The following is a 19,400-nucleotide window of genomic DNA, read 5'->3' as shown; positions in this document are numbered from 1 at the left end:
CTTCGGCAGGCGGCGCATCACTTCCACTGCAGAAAGAGCTGCCGAATTATGCAGATTGCGAAAAAAATTTCAACCTGCTTTTATGATTGTTTTGCCAAGGGAGCACCCGATGGACTACCGCCAGCTGGGCCGAACCGATCTGAATGTGAGTGCAATTTGCCTGGGCACCATGACCTGGGGCGAGCAGAACACCGAGGCTGAAGCCTTCGCTCAGATCGAGCGGGCCAAGAACGCCGGAATCAACTTCATCGACACTGCCGAGATGTACCCAGTGCCGCCAAAGGCCGAAACCTACGCCACCACCGAGCGCTATATCGGCAACTGGTTCAAGCAGCGCGGCGACCGCGCCGACTGGGTCCTGGCCAGCAAGATCGCAGGTCCGGGCAACACCATCGACTACATTCGCGACAAACAGCTCAAGCACAACCGCAAGCATATTGTCGAAGCCGTGGATGCCAGCCTCAAGCGCCTGCAGACCGACTGGATCGACCTGTACCAACTGCACTGGCCCGAGCGCAGCACCAACTTCTTCGGCCAACTGGGCTACAAGCACCAGGCCGATGAAGACTTCACTCCGCTGGAAGAAACCCTCGAAGCCCTGGACGAGCAGGTCAAGGCCGGCAAGATCCGCCATATCGGCCTGTCCAACGAAACGCCATGGGGCACCATGAAGTTCCTTGCCCTGGCCGAGAGCCGTGGCTGGCCGCGGGCGGTTTCGATCCAGAACCCCTACAACCTGCTCAACCGCAGCTTCGAAGTAGGCCTGGCGGAAATTGCCATTCGTGAACAATGCGGCCTGCTGGCCTACTCTCCCCTGGCCTTTGGCTACCTGTCCGGCAAGTACGAAGGCGGCGCGCGGCCAGCCAAGGCACGGCTGAGCCTCTACAGCCGCTTCAGCCGCTACTTCAACCCTCAGTCGGAAGCAGCCTGCAGCCGTTATGTGGCGCTGGCCCGCGAGCACGGCCTGGATCCGGCACAAATGGCCCTGGCCTTCGTCACTCAACAGCCGTTCGTGACCAGCAACATCATCGGCGCCACCACTCTGGAACAGCTGGACAGCAACATCGCCAGCGCCGCCTTGAAGTTGTCGGAGGAGGTCCTCGCCGGGATCGAGGCAATCCACAAGGATCACCCCAACCCCGCGCCTTAATAGGCCCACAGTTGCTGGCTTGCCAGCGAATGGATACGTCGCATAACCCGCTTCGCACCCTTCGCCGGCGGCCCGCTCCCTATAGTGAGCGGGCAATGATCTCCTTCATGATCTCGTTGGTCCCGGCATAAATGCGCTGCACCCGGGCATCGGCCCAGGCCCGGGCCACCGGGTACTCCCACATGAAGCCGTAGCCGCCGTGCAACTGCACGCATTCATCAAGCACCTTGCACTGCAGGTCAGTCCCCCAGTACTTGGCCATGGCCGCCGTCGGCACATCGAGCTTGCCCTGCAAGTGCAGCTCCAGGCAGCGATCGACAAATACCCGGCCGACCTGAATTTCCGTGGCCATTTCCGCCAGCTTGAAACGGCTGTTCTGGAAATCGGCAATTGCCTTGCCAAAGGCTTTGCGTTCGCGGGTGTATTCCAGGGTCCACTGCAACGCCGCCTCGGCACTGGCCAGGCCACCAATGGCCACGGTCAGGCGCTCCTGGGGCAACTCCTGCATCAAATAGGCAAAACCTGCCCCAGCCTGCCCCAGCAGATTCTCCTTGGGTACTCGCACATCCTGGAAGAACAGCTCGGAGGTGTCCTGAGCCTTCATTCCCACTTTCTCCAGGCGCTTGCCCTTGGAGAACCCGGGAGTATCGGCCTCAACCAGAAACAGGCTGGTGCCCTTGGCTCCGGCCTTGGGATCGGTCTTGGCCACGACTATCACCAGGTCCGCCAGGTAGCCGTTGGTAATAAAGGTCTTGGAACCATTGATCACGTATTCGTCGCCGTCGAGCACTGCCGTGGTCTTCACCCCTTGCAGGTCGGAGCCCGCCCCCGGCTCGGTCATGGCAATGGCCGTGACCATTTCCCCCGAGACCAGCCGGGGCAGGTACTTGTGCTTCAGCGATTCACTGCCGTAATGCAGGATGTAGGGCGCGACAATGTCCGAATGCAGGGAAAAACCAATGCCCGTCAGCCCCAGCCGGCCAATCTCCTCGATCACCACCGCGCTGTAGAGAAAGTCCGCCCCCAGGCCGCCGTACTCCTCGGGAATGTGCGAACACAGCATTCCGGCCTCCCCCGCCTTGCTCCACAACTGACGGTCGATATAGCCCTGTTTTTCCCATTCTCCATGGAAGGGCACTGCCTCTTTCTCAAGGAATGTACGCACGCTGTCACGGAAGAGTTCGTGCTCGGAGCTGAACAAGGTTCTAGGGATCATGCAGGCACCTGTGATGGTTATTGATCATGGGTTGGCTGCCAGAGCCTAAGGCTAGCCACCTGCACGGGACACTGGACACATCCGACAAAAAATAAGACGATCCAGCCGTCTGGTGACCACTTTCCCCTATAAGAACAATTGAATTATGTCTAACCAAACCTCCACGCCCTTGCGGCGCGTCAGCATCCTGGCTATCGACCGGGTTTTCGCTTCCACCCTCATGCAAGCCAAGGATTTCTTCCATCTGGCCAGCCTGCGCTACGGCAAACAACTGGGCCAAGGCCTGACCCCGGCGTTCGAAACCCGCCTGGTCAGCCCCGACGGTCAACCCGTATGCAGTTTCAGCGACGTGATCATGCCGGTGGACGGCCCGCTGGAAGACACCGATATCATCATCCTCCCGGCGTTCTGGGACGACTTCGACACCCTGTGCCAGCGTTACCCGCAGATCTTGCCCTGGCTGCGCGCCCAGCACGCTCGCGGCGCGGTGCTCTGCGGCGAAGCCACCGGGGTGTTCTGGCTGGCGGAAGCCGGCTTGCTCGATGGCAAGGAAGCCACTACCTACTGGCGCTTCTTCAGCGCCTTCAATGAGCGCTTCCCCAAGGTCCAGCTCAATCAGGACAAGCACCTGACCGACGCCGACAACCTCTACTGCGCGGGCGGTACCACCTCGGCCTGCGACCTGTACATCTACCTGATCGAACGCTTCTGCGGTGCCAACGTGGCCCAGGCCGTGGCCCGGGACATTCTCTATGAGGTACAGCGCAGCTACGCCCCAGGGCGCATCGGCTTCGGCGGCCAGAAGCTGCATCAGGATGTGATCATCCTGCAGATCCAGCACTGGCTCGAAGAGCACTTCGCCGACAAGTTCCGCTTCGAGGACGTGGCCCGCGAGCACGGCATGAGCATTCGCAACTTCATGCGCCGTTTCCAGACCGCCACCGGCGACAAGCCCCTGCATTACCTGCAGCGCCTGCGCATCGAAACCGCCAAGGGCCTGCTCTCGGGAACGCGCAAGAGCATCAAGACCATCAGCTACGAAGTCGGCTACGACGACGCCAGTTTCTTCGCCCGACTGTTCCGCCAGCACACCGAACTTTCACCCAACCAGTACCGCCAACAGTTCCAGCAACAGGCGGCATAAAAAAAGGGCCTGCAATGCAGGCCCTTTTTCATCTGGCAACGCTTATGGCTTGTGCGCCCGCGACAGGAACTCGTGGGACTGCATCTCCAGCAGGCGGCTAAGGGTGCGCTGGAACTCGAACGTCAGGCGGCCACCGGTGTAGAGGTCCTTGAGTTCGACCTCGGCGGAAATGATCAGCTTGACGTTGCGGTCGTAGAACTCGTCGACCATGTTGATAAAGCGCCGGGCGATGTCGTCGGTGGTGACGCTCATCTGCTCCACGCCACTGAGCAACACGGCATGGAAGATCTTGCCCAGCTCGATGTAGTCGTTTTGGCTGCGCGGGCCGTCGCACAGTTCCCGGAAGTCGAACCAGGCCACATCATCGCAGGTACGCAATGCGCGGATCTCGCGGTTCTCGATGATCAACACATCGTTTTCCACCGCCTGGGTGCACTCCGGCGTCAACGCCCGGAAGCTCTTGCGCAAGCTTTCCTGTGCTTCTTCGTTCAATGGATAGTGGAACAGCTCCGCCTGCTCCAGGTGACGCAGGCGGTAGTCGACACCGCTGTCGACGTTGACGATCTCGGTGTTCTGCTTGATCAGGGCAATCGCCGGCAGGAAGCGCGCGCGCTGCAAGCCATCCTTGTACAAGCCGTCGGGGACGATGTTCGAAGTGGCGACCAGGGTCACGCCATTCTTGAACAGCTCCTCCATGAGGGTGCCAAGAATCATCGCGTCAGTAATGTCAGACACGAAGAATTCGTCGAAGCAGATCACCCGCGCCTCTTGCGAGAAACGCTTGGCGATGATGGTCAACGGGTTCTTCTCACCGCCCAGGGTCTTCATTTCTTCGTGTACGCGCTTCATGAAACGGTGAAAGTGCGTGCGTACCTTTTCCTTGAACGGCAAGGCTTCGAAGAAGGTGTCCACCAGATAGGTCTTACCGCGCCCCACTCCGCCCCAGAAATACAGACCCTTGACCGGCGTCTGATCCTTCTTGCCAAAAAGCTTGCCGAGCAGGCCCGGCTTGTTTTGCTCGGCCGCGATCAGATCGTCATACAGGCGCTGCAGATGACGCACAGCCGTTTCCTGTGCCGCATCATGAAAGAAATCCGGGCGTTTCAGATCTGCTTGGTATCGTTCTAGGGGCGTCATAATTCGTTAGCAAGGCAACAAAAACGGGCCGTCACTTTAGCGACGGCCCTGGGGAATGGCAATCAGCCCTTGGTCGGGAAGATGCCGATTAGTCCTGCGCCGGGGTCAGAGCGATGCGCAGTGCATCTACAGCCGCGTCACGGGCGCTGGCATCGGCAAAGTCCGGGCTGTCCGCCACACAGGCGCCGTCCAGCCAGATACCGAATGCATTGCCCTCGGTCCGCAGATCCAGCTCCTGGCCCGATTGCAGTTGCTTGGTGACAGCACCTGCAGCCTTGCCATCAGCGAAATTACGCGACAGCAGCAGTTGCTCGCCATCGGCCGACAGCAAACGGAAACGGAAGCTGCCGTCATCCTCTCGAAAGCTGATGAAACGCGCGGCCTTGGCGGCTTTTTTCTTGGTGGTGGCTGCCACCTGTACCTGGGCGGCGAAAGAGCGCAGGCCCACGGCTTCGCGCAGTTCGTTGAGGAACGGCGTGGCCACGGCACGGGCCTTGACGGCGCCGGCACGCAAGATGTCTTCCAGGTCCGAAGGGCGTGCGATCAGTTGATGATAACGCTCGCGGGCTTCGCCCAGTTCGGCATCCAGCAATTGGAACAGGCGGTTCTTGGCTTCGCCCCAACCCAGGCCCTGAAGCAGCTCGCTGCGGAACTCGGCGGCTTGCGCAGGGGTGGAGAACGCCTGGTACAGGGTGAACAAATGAGAGTTGTCCGGATCCTTGGCCTCGCCTGGCGCCTTGGAGTCGGTGACGATCCGCGAGATCGCGTCCTTCATGTCCTTGGCGCTGGTGAACAGCGGGATGGTGTTGTCGTAACTCTTGGACATCTTGCGGCCATCCAGGCCTGGCAAGGTGGCAACGCTTTCCTCGATCAGCGCCTCGGGCATGGTGAAGAACTCCTTGCCCTGGCCGAACAGGTGGTTGAAACGCTGGCCAATGTCCCGGGCCATTTCCACGTGCTGGATCTGGTCGCGGCCCACCGGCACCTTGTGCGCGTTGAACATCAGGATGTCCGCCGCCATCAGTACCGGGTAGCTGTACAAGCCCATGGTGATGCCGGCGTCCGGGTCTTCACCGGCCTCGACATTCTTGTCCACCGAAGCCTTATAGGCATGGGCACGGTTGAGCAGCCCCTTGGCCGCCACGCAGGTCAACAGCCAGGTCAGCTCGGGGATCTCCGGGATGTCCGACTGGCGATAGAAAGTCACGCGTTCCACATCCAGGCCACCGGCCAACCAGGTGGCGGCGATTTCCTGGCGCGAACGCTGGATGCGCAACGGGTCATCGCACTTGATCAATGCGTGGTAGTCGGCCAGAAAGTAGAAGGAGTCGGCATTGCTGTCGCGGCTGGCGACGATCGCCGGGCGGATCGCACCGGCATAGTTGCCCAGGTGCGGAGTGCCGGTGGTGGTGATGCCGGTGAGGATACGCGTACGAGTAGTCATGGGTAATCGCTTATCAGACTGCTATCAATTCGAAAGTCGCGGCAGCACCAGATCTTTCAGGTCGGTGAGCTTGCCATGAAAAAAGTGCCCGCATTCTGCCACTTTCAGCAGCTCATGGGGACGAACAAGCGCGTCGGACCAGCCGTAGACAGCCTGAGGGTCGATGACTTCATCGGTTTCCGGCTGGATCAGGGTCAACGGGCAGTTCTGCGGCAGCTGGTCGCTATCACTCAGACGGGTGACCGCCGGTGCCACCATGAACAGGTGCTTGAGCTGCGCGCCCTGGGCTTCCAGGCGTCCGCCAAGGCTGGCCGCGACAAAACCGCCAAAGGAGAACCCGAACAAGGTCAAAGGCAGTTGCGGATGCTGGGTCTGCAACCACTGGGCTGCCGCCTGGGCATCGTCGACTTCACCGCTGCCCATGTCGTGGCTGCCTTCACTGGCGCCCACGCCACGGTAGTTGAAGCGCAGAGTGGTCAGGCCGGCATCCCGCGCAGTGCGCTGCAGGGTGGACACCACCTTATTGAGCATGGTGCCGCCCTGCACCGGATTGGGGTGGCAGATCAGCGCCATCCCACGAGCATCGGGCACCTGCAGATACAGGGCTTCGATTTGGCCCACCGGGCCGGCAATCACTACAGGGGTTTCACGCATAAGCAAGGAAGGAACTCCGTGACCTCGAAGGGGGTCGACTCGTCTAGCAAAAGGTCTGTGCCAATCTATTGCGAGTGAATCGCGGTATACAGCGCAGGTTCGAGCCGTTAACGTAAAGCAAAGCCGTTTATAGAGGAAGGACTCGTGGAACACTCGCTCTTAGTTTGGTTGTTGCCGACTCTTGCCCTGGTCGCGGGTGTCGCCATTGGATTCCTGGTCGCTCGCCTGCTGCCCAATGCCGCGCCTAACCGCACGCAGCGTCAGTTGGATGATATTCAGGAACGTTTCGACAATTATCAGAATGAAGTGGTCACTCACTTCAACAGCACCGCAACCCTGGTCAAGAAACTGACCCAGAGTTACCAGGAAGTGCAGGATCACCTCGCCGAGGGCGCCAATCGCCTGGCCTTGGACGAACTGACCCGCCAGCGCCTGCTGGCCGCCTTGCACTCGGAGTCGGTGCAGGCTCCACGTGAGCGCCTGACCCCTCCACGGGACCAGGAACCACCACGGGACTACGCGCCGAAGACGCCGAATGCCCCAGGCATGCTCGACGAACAATATGGCCTGAAGAAGTAATACGCCTCAGCCATTAAAAAAGCCCGCCCGATCTGCATCGGGCGGGCTTTTTTATGCCTGGGGTTCAGCCAGTCTGGTCAGGGATACTGCTGGTATTGCTGACCTTGCTGCTGATAGGGCTGCTGGTACTGCTGGTTCGGTTGCTGGTATTGCTGGCCCGGAATCGCCTTGAGGTTGACCTCGACCCGACGGTTCTGCGCACGGCCGTTGACATCGGCGTTGCTGGCGATCGGGTTGTCCGGACCGGCGCCACGAGCGGACAGGTTGGAACCGCTGACCCCCTGGGACGTCAGGTAGGTCGCTACGCTCTGGGCGCGACGCTGGGACAGATCCATGTTGTGCTGACGGCTGCCGGTGCTGTCGGTGTAGCCGACGATCTCGATCTGGTTCTGGTTGAACTCACGCAGGGAGTTGGCCAGGTTGTTCAGGGGCTGGTAGAAGCTGGGCGCGATATTCGCCGAGTCAGTGGCGAAGGTGATATTGCCCGGCATGATCAGCTTGATCTGATCGCCCTGGCGCTGCACCTCAACCCCGGTATTAGCCATGCTGGCGCGCAGTTTTTTCTCCTGCTGGTCAGCGTAGTAGCCATAACCTGCAGCGGAAGCACCGACCACTGCAGCACCGATCAGGGCCCCCTTGCCACGGTTGTTGTGGTCGATGGCAGCGCCAGCCAACGCACCGGCCAAGGCTCCCAGCCCACCGTATTTGGCGGTTTTACTCATGCCAGACGAGCCGCCGTCGGCCTGCCCCTGGTTGTCATAGGGGTTAGGCGAAGCGCAGCCGGACAACAAGGCCACAGCAGTAGCGACAACAATCAAACGACGTGAGGTGAACATGGAAAGCTCCTACATTTTGCATTCTGTGGTGCAGCGGACGTTGGCAATGGACCTTTGCTGGCGTTGGAACACGCAGAACGGCAAAAATTCCGTGAACCGACGGGCAAATAGTCAGGCTCGCACGAACGGGTTCTGGCGCATTTCGTCTCCCAGCCGGGTGTCTGGGCCGTGCCCGGCAACCACCGTGGCGTCTTCGTCGAGGGTATAGAGACGTTGCTTGATCGAACGCACCAGCGTGGCCTGGTCGCCACCCCACAAATCCGTGCGTCCGACCCCGCGCTTGAACAGCGTGTCGCCGGCAATCAGAAGCTTAGCCTCGGAAAACCAAAAGCTCATGGAACCTGGGGTATGCCCTGGAGTGTGCAAGGCCACGCCGCAACCGCAGGCCAGCTCTTCGTCATCACCCAGCCAGCGATCCGGAGACGGCACAGGGGTGTAGGGCACGCCGAACATGCTGCACTGCATCTCAAGGTTGTCCCAGAGAAACTGGTCGTCCTTGTGCAAGTGCAGGGTGGCGCCGGTCTTTTCCTTCATCTGCCCGGAGGCCAGGAAGTGATCCAGATGGGCATGGGTATGGATGATGCTCACCACCTTCAGGCCCAGTGCGTCCAGGCGCGCCATGATCAGGTCGGGGTTGCCGCCCGGATCGACGACTAGGGCTCTCTTGGTCAGCGGGTCGCCAATGATGGTGCAGTTGCACTGCAGCGGGCCGACGGGGAAGGTTTCGCGGATGAGCGCGCTTTTTAAGGGTCTCATATAAAACTCTCTACAGAATCGAATTGCACCAGGCTTTTCATGCAAGAAAGAGAAGTCGCCCCGTGAAGGGCAGCAAACTCAATCGCCTCCCCACGCAGTGAGAAAAAACAAAGGCCATGAGACGAGCACCAAAAAAACCGAGCAAGCCTCTCGACACGGCAACAGTTAATCAGCAGCATCTCGAAACACTCGCAATAGCCGCCTCCGCCTTGACCCAAACCAGGCGAGGTGGGAAGCGCTACAGACGGGCATCAGGATGACTACCATACGTGATTCCAATGCCCCTCTGACTTGAAATCCAGAACAGGCCCGTCAACCAGCGGGCCGACTAAATACGTGACATGCCTAAGTGCGGATGAGCGGCTCGCAGGTTACAATGCGCAGCATGAAATCACGCTACTCATAACCTTAAAGTCGGAACTCCTTAGCGTAGCGCGACCTATTGCAATAATGAATATGATCACACAGCTACCAAAATGGCAGGCGTGTATAGAGACTGTTGACTCAATGGCTACGTATCAACCAGACAGCTCTACCACTTGGTACCTGGTGCAATGCAAGCCACGACAAGACCTGCGAGCCGAAGAAAACCTGCGGCGCCAGGGCTTCCACTGCTACCGCCCCCAGCGCGGATGTGAACGCGTCGTCCAAGGGCGTCGACAAAGCGGTACTGAGTCCCTGTTCCCAGGTTATCTGTTTATCGCACTTGAGCATGACGCTAGCTGGGCACCGCTACGGTCGACACGAGGGGTGAATCGGCTAGTCGCCTTCAATGGGCAGCCATTGGCGGTGCCAGTAAGTTTGATAGAGAGTTTGCGACAGCGTGTAACAGACATGGATACATCGTTGCCGTACAAGGGAACAAGAGTTTGCATCACAGAAGGCTGCTTTGCCGATCTGGAAGCCATATTCGAAAGCAGCATTGGTGATGAGCGTGTTGTATTGCTGCTCACCCTGCTCAATCAGCAGCGGCGGATTGAACTCCCCCTATCCAGCATTCGCAAGGTCTAGGCCCCTTCAGCCTAATATGGAGACCCTCCCATTGAGCTATAAGCGCCCACAGCAGGGCTGTAGCATCAGCGGGAGAACATTGCTAAGAATCGTTCTCAGGAATCGACGCCAAATCCTGGGGCGGTAGCGTGTCAAAAATGCTAGTTCGAGCACACTGACACCGTTACAGGACGAACCAACCCGCGAGAGAGGCGGAGATGCCTTGACTCATGAATATCGACAACAACGTATAGGCAGGCTCCATCACCGAGAGGCGCCTACACAGACAACCTTCGACGCTCTGCTGGAAACTTTTATAACACTTGATAGTGTCACCTTAAAGTTCAGAAAAAACGTCGTAATTAAGAGCGATGTTTAAAGCATGCATACCATAACTTTATCCAATCACAAAAGCTTCGCTGCAGAGCAAGAAAAAACCCTGCTCGACAATGGCAGGTCTCAAAATATTATCCTGGAATACAGCTGCCGAACTGGTCGATGTGGAATCTGCAAGGCCAAATTACTGAAAGGTACGACGACCATACTTCAGGAAGAGCTGGCCCTTACGGAAACCGACTCAACAGCTGGCTACATTCTAACTTGCTGTCGAGCCCCTTCAAGCGATATCGAGCTTGACATCGAGGACCTTGGCCAACTTGCAGACATCAAAATCAAAACTGTACCTTGCCGGATCGACTCGATTGAGCTCATGAGCAAAGATATTGTTCGGGTATTACTAAGAACTCCGCCTGCTAGCACACTATTTTATCTTTCTGGACAGTATATCGACATTATCGGAAAGGAAGGAATACGCCGTAGTTATTCAATCGCCAATGCTCAGCGAGACGACGGAAAGCTTGAACTCCACATAAAGCGGGTTTACGAGGGGGTCATGAGCCAATACTGGTTTAACCAGGCCCAGGTAAATGACCTGCTACGACTGGAAGGCCCGTTGGGAACCTTCTGCCTGCGTAACTCCGCAGCAACCCACCTTGTATTCTTAGCTACAGGGACCGGCATAGCCCCCGTAAAAGCAATACTAGAGACTCTAGCACTAAACCCAGATCAACTGACTGGTAAATACGTTCATGTCTACTGGGGTGGAAGAACTGAATCAGATATTTATTGGCGTCCAGAGCTTCCCGGAATCGATATGGTCTTTACTCCCGTATTGTCGCGAGCGCCTATCCAATGGTCAGGACGTAGAGGCCATGTTCATAATGCTCTGATTGCAGATGCTATCGAACTGAGCGACGCCGTAGTCTATGCCTGTGGCTCCGAAGCGATGATTCACTCCGCGCATGACATATTGACGACAGCCGGCCTGCCTGTAAAAAATTTCTATTCCGATGCCTTTGTAAGCTCAAACTAATCCGGAGAAAGCATGAAAGCAGTTATTTTGGCCGGTGGCCTGGGAACTCGTTTAAGTGAAGAAACCAGTGTCCGTCCAAAGCCCATGGTGGAAATTGGTGGAAAACCAATTCTTTGGCACATCATGAAGATGTACTCATCTCATGGAATCAATGATTTCATCATTTGCTGTGGTTATAAGGGATATGTAATCAAGGAGTACTTCGCTAACTATTTTCTGCACATGTCAGACATCACCTTCAACATGCGTGACAACGCAATGGAAGTCCACGACAAACGGGCCGAGCCCTGGAATGTGACGCTTATTGATACAGGTGATGACTCCATGACTGGGGGGCGTCTGCGTCGAGTGGCTGATTACGTAAAAAATGAAGAATCGTTCTGCTTCACTTATGGCGACGGTGTCAGCGATCTGGACATCAGAGCATCAATTGACTTTCACAAAAGACATGGCAAGGCCGCCACCTTGACTGCAACCTTCCCCCCTGGTCGCTTCGGTGCCCTGGACATAAAAAAAGGCCAGGTTCTTAACTTCAAGGAAAAACCAAAGGGCGATGGAGCCATGATCAATGGTGGCTTCTTTATCCTGACCCCTAAAGTGCTCGACTACTTGACCGATGACAGCACCACTTGGGAACAAGAACCTCTTATGAGGCTTGCCGAAGAAGGCGAGCTGATGGCTTTCGAGCACCCTGGCTTTTGGCAACCCATGGATACTCTGCGGGACAAGCACTTGCTGGAAGAACTCTGGCAGTCGGGCCAGGCCCCATGGAAAAGTTGGGACTGAATATGAAGGCGACAGTTACTCCGGCCTTTTGGCAAGGCAAGAAAGTTTTCCTGACCGGTCATACAGGCTTCAAAGGCAGCTGGCTGGCGCTTTGGCTACAAAGCATGGGAGCACAAGTACAAGGCTTTGCATTGATGCCACCAACGACACCTGCACTGTTCGATGTGGCTAATGTTGTTAAAGGTATGCAATCTTGCATTGGTGACATTCGTGACTTGCAGGCTATCACCCACAGCATGGTGGGCTTCAATCCAGACGTGCTGATTCACATGGCAGCCCAACCACTGGTGCGCTTGTCTTATCGTGAACCCTTAGAGACTTACGCCACCAATGTGATGGGCACCTTGCATGTTCTTGAAGCCGCCCGCCTTTGCCCAAACCTGCGTGCGATAGTCAACGTCACCACCGACAAGTGCTATGAGAACCGGGAGTGGGAATGGGGATACCGCGAAGATGAGCCCATGGGAGGACATGACCCGTATAGCAACAGCAAAGGCTGCGTGGAACTGATAACCGCCTCTTACCGTAATTCATTCTTCAACACCCCACAGGCAGCAGCGCTGGCAAGTGCCCGAGCGGGAAACGTTATAGGCGGCGGCGATTGGGCAGAGGATCGTCTGATCCCCGACATCCTGCGAGCATTCGAGAAAGGTCAGCCTGTAACAGTACGCAATCCCCAGGCAACTCGTCCCTGGCAGCACGTACTTGAGCCCTTGAGTGGGTATCTGGTCCTCGCTGAGCATCTATGGAAGAACGGGCACCAGTTTGCTCAGGGCTGGAACTTCGGCCCCAAGGATGAGGATGCTCGGCCAGTTGAGTGGATACTCAACTACATGGTCGATTCTTGGGGAGATGGCGCCCACTGGCAACTGGATCGCGACTCTCACCCCCATGAAGCAAACTACCTAAAGCTGGATATCTCCAAGGCGCGTGCTCGGCTGAATTGGGCTCCAACTTGGAACCTGGAAAAAACACTTTCACGTATCGTCCAATGGCACCGAGCCTTCTTAAGTGGCGCAGACATACAAGCTCAATGCCTCGACGAAATTCACGCATACATGTCAGCCATGCATGCCACCGGCAACTAAATAAATTTTTAAGCAGGAACGTTCATGACTCCCGATATGCTCCGTCAGGAAATCAGTAAGCTCGTTGAGCAGTACGCACAAGTCGCTTTGGCGAGCCAACCTTTCGTGGCAGGTGAAACTGTCATCCCCCCCTCGGGCAAAGTGATTGGCGCACGTGAATTACAACTGATGGTCGAAGCGTCTTTGGATGGCTGGTTGACTACTGGTCGCTTTAATGCCGAGTTTGAGAAGAAGCTGGCCGAGTTTCTCGGAGTGAAATTTCTTCTCTCAGTTAACTCAGGCTCCTCGGCGAATCTGGTTGCCTTCAGCACCCTGACCTCGCCAAAGCTCGGGGAGCGCGCCATCAAGAAAGGCGATGAGGTGATCGGTGTTGCTGCGGGCTTTCCAACAACCGTTAATCCCATCGTCCAATTTGGCGCTATTCCGGTGTTCGTCGACGTCGACATGGCAACCCACAACATCAATGCCGAATTGATCGAGGCCGCGATCACGCCAAAAACCAAAGCGATCATGCTGGCCCACACCCTAGGCAACCCGTTTAATTTGGGCAAAGTCAAAGCGCTTTGCGAAAAGTACAACCTCTGGTTGATCGAAGACTGCTGCGATGCTTTAGGCGCAACCTATGACGGCAAACTGGTGGGCACCTTTGGCGACATCGCCACACTCAGCTTTTACCCCGCACACCACATCACCATGGGCGAAGGAGGTGCAGTATTTACCAACAACCCATTGCTGAAAGTAATTGCCGAATCATTTCGTGATTGGGGGCGTGATTGCTATTGCGCTCCTGGTTGCGATAACACTTGTGGTGATCGCTTTGGGCAGCAATACGGAAGCCTGCCTCAAGGTTACGATCACAAGTATGTGTATGCGCACTTGGGCTATAACCTAAAAATTACTGACATGCAGGCAGCCTGCGGCCTAGCCCAACTTGAGCGCGCTCAGGACTTCATCGATACCCGCAAGCGTAATTTCAAGCTACTCAAGGATCGTCTGGCCAGCCTGACAGAGTTTTTGGAAATCGCTGAAGCTACACCAAACAGTGAACCTTCCTGGTTCGGTTTCCCAGTCACCCTCAAAGAGAGCAGTGGCGTTAAACGAGTAGACTTGCTCAAATTTCTCGACCAAAACAAGATTGGTACACGGCTGCTGTTTGCCGGTAACCTCACCCGCCAGCCCTACTTCCAAAATATTGAATACCGGGTCGTTGGCGAGTTAACAAATACAGATCGCACAATGAATCAAACTTTCTGGCTGGGTGTACAACCTGCGCTAGGCCAAGAACACTTTGAATTTGTTGGTGAAAAGCTGGAAGAGTTCTTCGGGATTGGTTTCTAAATTATGAAAGCCTCGGATGCAGTAGCAAAAATTCTTGCAGATAATGATGTTCTGTATGGGTTTGAGTTGATTGGTGGAATGATTACTCACCTAGTAGATAGTATTAATCTATTAGGTAAGACCAAATTGGTTTCAATGCACCATGAACAAGGCGCCGCCTTTGCTGCATCTGCAGTATCTCGAGTAACCCACCACAAGACTCTGGGGTTAGCCCTTGCAACCAGCGGCCCTGGTGCGACCAACTTGATCACTGGCATTGCAGACTGCTGGCTTGATAGCCACCCCTGCATTTTCCTGACAGGTCAAGTCAACACCCATGAGCTAAAAGGCAAAAGGGACATTCGTCAGCAGGGTTTTCAGGAACTGGATAGCGTAGCCTTGGTCACCAGTATTACCAAATATGCCTATCAGATTAAAAGCGCAGATGAGTTGGTACCCTGTTTGCGAAAAGCGATCCAGATCGCTAAAGAAGGACGCCCCGGCCCAGTATTACTTGATATTCCAATGGATATACAAAGAGCAGACATCGACGAAGCCCTGCTCAACAATCCTATGACTCCAGAGCCTAAAGTCCAACGCCCTTCAATAGCTATGAGTGATCTGGACTTTATAATAAATAAACTTCAGAACGCAAAAAAACCACTCCTGCTAATTGGAGGTGGGGCTGTCAACAGTTCAGGCTTTCAGAAGTGGCTAGAACAGATTGAGCTCAGAGGCATCCCCTATGTAGCCAGCTTAAAGGGGGCCGAAAAAATAAAAGCCAGCGACCTATACTTGGGAATGCTTGGCGCCTATGGCACTAGGGCAGCCAACCACGCTGTGCAAAACTGTGATTTGTTGCTGGTACTGGGAAGTCGAATGGATGTACGTCAGACTGGAGCACAACCAGAAGACTTCGCTCGGAACGCCGAAATCATTCAGATAGACTTGCAGGAAGGGCAGCTAAACAATCGTGTCATTGCCGACTTTTCATACCAAATTGAACTGAGCGAGTATTTTTCCCGATTCTCCCCATTGCAAATACCCGTCAACAATGACTGGAGCGTCTGGACTGCATTATTGAAAGAGAAGTTCAGAGTAACTTTTATTGACGAATATACCACTTGGAACCTCAGCCCCTTTGGCTTGTTCACCCAACTGAATAAACTAACAGAGAGGGTAGCACTGGATTACATTTTGGATGTAGGCAACAACCAGATGTGGGCTGCACATACATTACGCCTCAACGCCCAACAAGCCATGCATCACTCTGGCGGCCTGGGCAGCATGGGGTTTGCAATACCTGCTGCAATTGGCGCGTGCTACGCAGGAAAGAAGCCAATCATTGTCATTACTGGTGATGGTGGTGCGCAGCTGAATATCCAAGAGTTGGACATTATCGCAAGAGATAAGCTCCCGATCCTGACAATCGTTATGAATAACCATTCTTTGGGCATGGTACGAGGTTTCCAGGAAATGTATTTTGAGGGAAGAAACTCCTCTACTTACTGGAACGGATACACATCACAATTCAAAAAAATCGGGGAGGCCTACCGCGTCGAATCAAAAACCATAATAAGTATGCAAGCTTTTAGCTCTGCACTGGAAAGCTTTCTGGAATCGCCTCGTCCGCTGCTATTGGAAGTATCTATGTCCGATGCTAGGGAGTGCCGACCAAGACTTGAATATGGCAGGGCCATTGACCAGCAATCACCCCGACACGATGGATAGCATCTAATGAATGTTGCCATGTTAGGTGCTAGCAGCCAGATAGCCAAAGATCTTATTTTGTCATTTTCACAAACGACAGATACACATCTGACTCTTTTTGTCAGACACATTTCCAGCCTCGACGCATTGGTTTTAAAAGTAATTGAAGAAAAGCAATATCAGGTATTGGAGTACACCGAGTTCACCCACCATATAAATTTTGATGTTATCTTAAATTTTGTGGGCGTAGGTGACCCCGCCAGAGCGGCAACAATGGGAGGGCAAATTTTTGAAATCACAGAGCACTACGATGGCTTGGCCCTTGAATATATACAGAAGCATCCCTCCTGCAAGTACATATTCTTAAGTAGTGGAGCCGTGTACGGCGGTCAATTTGAAACACCTATCACTCATCATTCCACAGCACAGTTTGATATTAACCAACTGAAAACGACAGATTGGTATGCCATTGCCAAGGTCTATGCAGAAGCAAAGCATAGAGCCATGCCACATCATCAAATAATAGACATCCGAGTTTTCAACTATTTCAGCCATACCCTCGATATGCAATCAAGGTTTTTGATCACCGATCTGGTCAGAGCTACTCTGCAAGCTAGAGTCTTTAATACCTCTGCCCAAAATATCACTCGAGACTTCATCACTCCCACAGATTTTTTCCAACTCGTTCAGAAAGTAATTTCCAGCAAGTACTTTCTCAACCAAGCTATTGATTGCTACACAAAATCCCCTATTGATAAAATTTCATTACTAGAAGCATTCCAAGATCGTTTCTCATTGAAATATACACTAGAAAATGAATTTCAAAGCCTCAATGCCACAGGAATGAAGTTAAATTACTACTCACTGAATAAAGCTCCAAGTGAACTCGTATACGAACCTGTTTTCTCTTCTCTAGATGGGCTGTTTTATGAGATTGATAAAATACCAGGAATAAAATGAACCTGAAGAGCCTCTTTAATAAAGACTTTCGTCACACAGCTATAAATCAGATATGGCGACTCTTTTCCGGACCTTTATTGCTTGTACTTCTGCCGTTATATTTAACACCAGAGGCACAAGGTTATTGGTATACCTTCGTTAGCCTGGCCGCCTTGGCAATATTTGCTGACATGGGTTTTTCCGCGATATTACTTTTATTCTCTGCACATGAATTTGCGCATCTTAACTTCAGAAGCGACAAAACAATAACCGGAGACGAGTACCACCTGATACGTCTGGCGACACTTCTGCGTTTTTCAGCGAAGTGGTCTTCGCTCATGGCTTTGATTGTATTCCCTATAGTCTTGATTATTGGCTATACGATTTTAAACGCGAGAGATACTACTACAGATTGGAAGCTTGCATGGCTCATCTATGGGGCTGCATCAGTCTTCGTGTTCATCAACAGCATGGTGCTATCGTTCATCGAAGGTTGTAACTCGGTAGGAGACGTTCAGAAAATTCGTTTTCATATAAGTGTGGTGACATTTATCACTACTCTAATCCTACTTGTTACGGGGGCAAGTCTCTACGCCCTCTCACTCTCGCTGCTAGCGGGGGCGTTGGCTGGGACTGCACTCATCACGTTCCACTACAACAGAATGCTGTATCAACTCTATCAAAAAGCAACAGGAGAATCTCATCCCTGGATGCGGGAAATCATGCCATTGATATGGCGCTTTGCAATAAGCTGGATCAGCGGCTACTTTATATTTTCCATATTTACTCCTCTAGCATTTCATTACTACGGCACGATTGACGCAGGAAAAGTTGGTCTCTCTATCGCGGTCTGCCTAGCCATATTCAGCATCGCAAACATCTGGATCACGATAATAACCCCTCGAATGAACATCTATGTCGCGCAAAAGGAGTACGTCAAACTTAACTCCGACTTTAACAAGCACGCTCTTCTTGCGATCATGACCTATATCTTGGGGATAACAGCTCTATACATAGCATTGAGTATTTTTCAAGACTACCTGCCGATTCTAGACCGCCTACTGCCGACGGCTTCCTTTCTTATTATTGCCTTGGCCTATCTTGCTCAACTTACCATTAACTCCATGGCAGTTTATATGAGAGCTCAAAAAAAAGAGCCTCTGGTCGCCGTTTCTGTTTTCAATGGTATCTATGTATCTATTACCACTGCACTGATTGCGATATATCTACCATTTGAATATTTTTTCTTGGGATTCCTGAGTGCCTATCTGATTGTTCTGCCCTGGGTTTACTATTTATTTATTCGACACAAGGAAACACACTCATGAGTGCCCCAATAAACTCAGCGCTATCTATATCGATACCAACTTACAATCGCGCCGACTTCCTAGACTATTCATTAAAAACTCATGTGCCATTGTTTGAGGCTTACGGCATACAGGTATTCATATGCGACAACGCCTCTACAGACAACACATACGAAGTAGTAGAGAAATGGAAAAAGAACTACCCTTTAATAAGTTACTATCGAAACGAAACCAACCTGGGCCCAGATGAAAATATCGAGCGTGCACTCAAAGTTCCCGATACAGATTACATCTGGTTAATGGGGGATACTTATCTTCTGCCAAAAAATGGAATACCGTACATCCTCAATCTTTTAAAGAAGGAGGCAACCTACGACATAATTGTGAGCAATCTATTCAGCAAATTAGAAATCCCTACTACCGACTATAAAAACCACAATGAATTATTAGGGGACCTTGGGGCATTAATGAGTTGCTTGAGCTGTTTGATCTACCATAAAAGCCTGATTTCCACCGCCGATTTTTCAAGATATCGTGATACATCTTTCCTTCAAACAGGAATAATATTCGAACATCTATCACGCATTCCTTTCAATGCTCATTGGGCCAAAGAAGTATCGATCACATCTTTGAATAAACCAGGCCTCGATAAAACCAGTTGGGCAAGTTCAAAAAAAATATTCGATATTGGTATAGAAAAATGGGTAAATTTCATTTTTTCTTTACCAGCAAAATACACACTAGAAAAAAAACTTGAGGCTTGTGTAGGCTTTGGCCAGATCTCACAGGCGTTCACTATCAAAGGCATGATGATTTTGAGAGCTCAAGGTGTTCTAGACTATGAAATCTATCGTAAATTCAAAAAAGCGTTCCAATTTTCACTGGGCTTTCCAGCAATATATGTATTACTGATCACAATGATTCCAAGGTCTGCATTAAAGTTCGCCATAGCCACAAGCAAACGCTTTCGATAAT

At 53.3% G+C, this 19,400-nt stretch carries 18 protein-coding genes; 12 read left to right on the top strand and 6 right to left on the bottom strand.

Annotated elements, in window-relative coordinates:
* The first annotated feature begins 109 nt into the window (after positions 1–109).
* The gene (locus tag AC1RGE_RS17050) at positions 110–1,150 is read left to right on the top strand and encodes an NADP(H)-dependent aldo-keto reductase (protein WP_053153710.1); all 1,041 of its coding nucleotides are present in this window, start codon (positions 110–112) and stop codon (positions 1,148–1,150) included.
* 79 nt (positions 1,151–1,229) lie between these two features.
* Here the strand turns inward: AC1RGE_RS17050 and AC1RGE_RS17045 are convergent, their stop codons facing one another.
* Positions 1,230–2,366, bottom strand: a complete 1,137-nt coding sequence (locus AC1RGE_RS17045) for an acyl-CoA dehydrogenase family protein (protein ID WP_492584685.1) — start codon at positions 2,364–2,366, stop codon at positions 1,230–1,232.
* Positions 2,367–2,610: 244 nt separating this feature from the next.
* Between AC1RGE_RS17045 and AC1RGE_RS17040 the strand changes: the two genes are divergently transcribed.
* Positions 2,611–3,510, top strand: a complete 900-nt coding sequence (locus tag AC1RGE_RS17040) for a GlxA family transcriptional regulator (protein WP_169892244.1) — start codon at positions 2,611–2,613, stop codon at positions 3,508–3,510.
* 42 nt (positions 3,511–3,552) lie between these two features.
* On the opposite strand, the gene zapE is transcribed toward AC1RGE_RS17040, so the two are convergent.
* The 3 genes from zapE to AC1RGE_RS17025 all read right to left on the bottom strand — a co-directional run bounded on the left by zapE (position 3,553) and on the right by AC1RGE_RS17025 (position 6,745).
* Positions 3,553–4,647 carry a cell division protein ZapE gene (zapE, locus tag AC1RGE_RS17035; protein ID WP_019093692.1) on the bottom strand — a complete coding sequence of 365 codons (1,095 nt, stop codon included), beginning with the start codon at positions 4,645–4,647 and terminating at the stop codon, positions 3,553–3,555.
* An 88-nt stretch (positions 4,648–4,735) separates the two neighbouring features.
* Entirely contained in the window at positions 4,736–6,091 is a 1,356-nt protein-coding gene (locus AC1RGE_RS17030; RefSeq protein ID WP_015636937.1) for a tryptophan--tRNA ligase, read from the bottom strand.
* Between the two features lie 24 nt (positions 6,092–6,115).
* Positions 6,116–6,745, bottom strand: coding sequence for an alpha/beta hydrolase (locus AC1RGE_RS17025; protein WP_492584683.1), 630 nt, complete (start codon positions 6,743–6,745; stop codon positions 6,116–6,118).
* Positions 6,746–6,889: 144 nt separating this feature from the next.
* On the opposite strand from AC1RGE_RS17025, the gene AC1RGE_RS17020 reads away from it, so the two are divergent.
* Positions 6,890–7,324 carry a Z-ring associated ZapG family protein gene (locus AC1RGE_RS17020; RefSeq protein WP_011063336.1) on the top strand — a complete coding sequence of 145 codons (435 nt, stop codon included), beginning with the start codon at positions 6,890–6,892 and terminating at the stop codon, positions 7,322–7,324.
* A 77-nt stretch (positions 7,325–7,401) separates the two neighbouring features.
* On the opposite strand, the gene AC1RGE_RS17015 is transcribed toward AC1RGE_RS17020, so the two are convergent.
* Complete coding sequence (locus AC1RGE_RS17015) at positions 7,402–8,160, bottom strand: YiaD family glycine zipper/OmpA-like lipoprotein (RefSeq protein ID WP_011063337.1); 759 nt, start codon at positions 8,158–8,160, stop codon at positions 7,402–7,404.
* A 111-nt stretch (positions 8,161–8,271) separates the two neighbouring features.
* Positions 8,272–8,916, bottom strand: a complete 645-nt coding sequence (locus AC1RGE_RS17010) for an MBL fold metallo-hydrolase (RefSeq protein WP_492584681.1) — start codon at positions 8,914–8,916, stop codon at positions 8,272–8,274.
* Positions 8,917–9,366: 450 nt separating this feature from the next.
* Here AC1RGE_RS17010 and rfaH point away from each other — a divergent pair, with 450 nt between their 5' ends.
* The 9 genes from rfaH (at position 9,367) to AC1RGE_RS16965 (ending at position 19,399) form a co-directional block, all read left to right on the top strand.
* On the top strand, positions 9,367–9,927 hold the full coding sequence (gene rfaH / locus AC1RGE_RS17005; protein WP_492584679.1) for a transcription/translation regulatory transformer protein RfaH: 561 nt from the start codon (positions 9,367–9,369) through the stop codon (positions 9,925–9,927).
* Between the two features lie 361 nt (positions 9,928–10,288).
* The gene (locus AC1RGE_RS17000) at positions 10,289–11,278 is read left to right on the top strand and encodes an FAD-binding oxidoreductase (RefSeq protein ID WP_492584677.1); all 990 of its coding nucleotides are present in this window, start codon (positions 10,289–10,291) and stop codon (positions 11,276–11,278) included.
* 12 nt (positions 11,279–11,290) lie between these two features.
* Positions 11,291–12,064, top strand: a complete 774-nt coding sequence (rfbF, locus tag AC1RGE_RS16995; RefSeq protein WP_011063341.1) for a glucose-1-phosphate cytidylyltransferase — start codon at positions 11,291–11,293, stop codon at positions 12,062–12,064.
* 2 nt (positions 12,065–12,066) lie between these two features.
* Positions 12,067–13,152: a CDP-glucose 4,6-dehydratase gene (gene rfbG / locus AC1RGE_RS16990; RefSeq protein ID WP_011063342.1), complete on the top strand. Its 1,086-nt coding sequence runs from the start codon at positions 12,067–12,069 to the stop codon at positions 13,150–13,152.
* Positions 13,153–13,176: 24 nt separating this feature from the next.
* A complete protein-coding gene (gene rfbH, locus AC1RGE_RS16985; protein WP_011063343.1) occupies positions 13,177–14,490 on the top strand; it encodes a lipopolysaccharide biosynthesis protein RfbH in 1,314 nt (437 codons plus the stop codon).
* Between the two features lie 3 nt (positions 14,491–14,493).
* The gene (locus AC1RGE_RS16980) at positions 14,494–16,200 is read left to right on the top strand and encodes a thiamine pyrophosphate-binding protein (RefSeq protein ID WP_492584675.1); all 1,707 of its coding nucleotides are present in this window, start codon (positions 14,494–14,496) and stop codon (positions 16,198–16,200) included.
* 6 nt (positions 16,201–16,206) lie between these two features.
* On the top strand, positions 16,207–17,139 hold the full coding sequence (locus AC1RGE_RS16975; protein ID WP_011063345.1) for an NAD-dependent epimerase/dehydratase family protein: 933 nt from the start codon (positions 16,207–16,209) through the stop codon (positions 17,137–17,139).
* Positions 17,136–18,446 carry a hypothetical protein gene (locus tag AC1RGE_RS16970; RefSeq protein ID WP_401261181.1) on the top strand — a complete coding sequence of 437 codons (1,311 nt, stop codon included), beginning with the start codon at positions 17,136–17,138 and terminating at the stop codon, positions 18,444–18,446. Before AC1RGE_RS16975 ends, AC1RGE_RS16970 begins: the two co-directional genes overlap by 4 nt.
* Positions 18,443–19,399, top strand: a complete 957-nt coding sequence (locus AC1RGE_RS16965; protein WP_492584673.1) for a glycosyltransferase family 2 protein — start codon at positions 18,443–18,445, stop codon at positions 19,397–19,399. The genes AC1RGE_RS16970 and AC1RGE_RS16965 overlap by 4 nt, the downstream gene beginning before the upstream one ends.
* The last annotated feature ends 1 nt before the right edge of the window (position 19,400 follow it).

The organism is Pseudomonas sp. GW823-FHT02C05 (genome assembly GCF_058797595.1).
The sequence above is the reverse complement of the archived record's forward strand: the minus strand, read 5'-3'. Positions and strand labels throughout refer to the sequence as shown.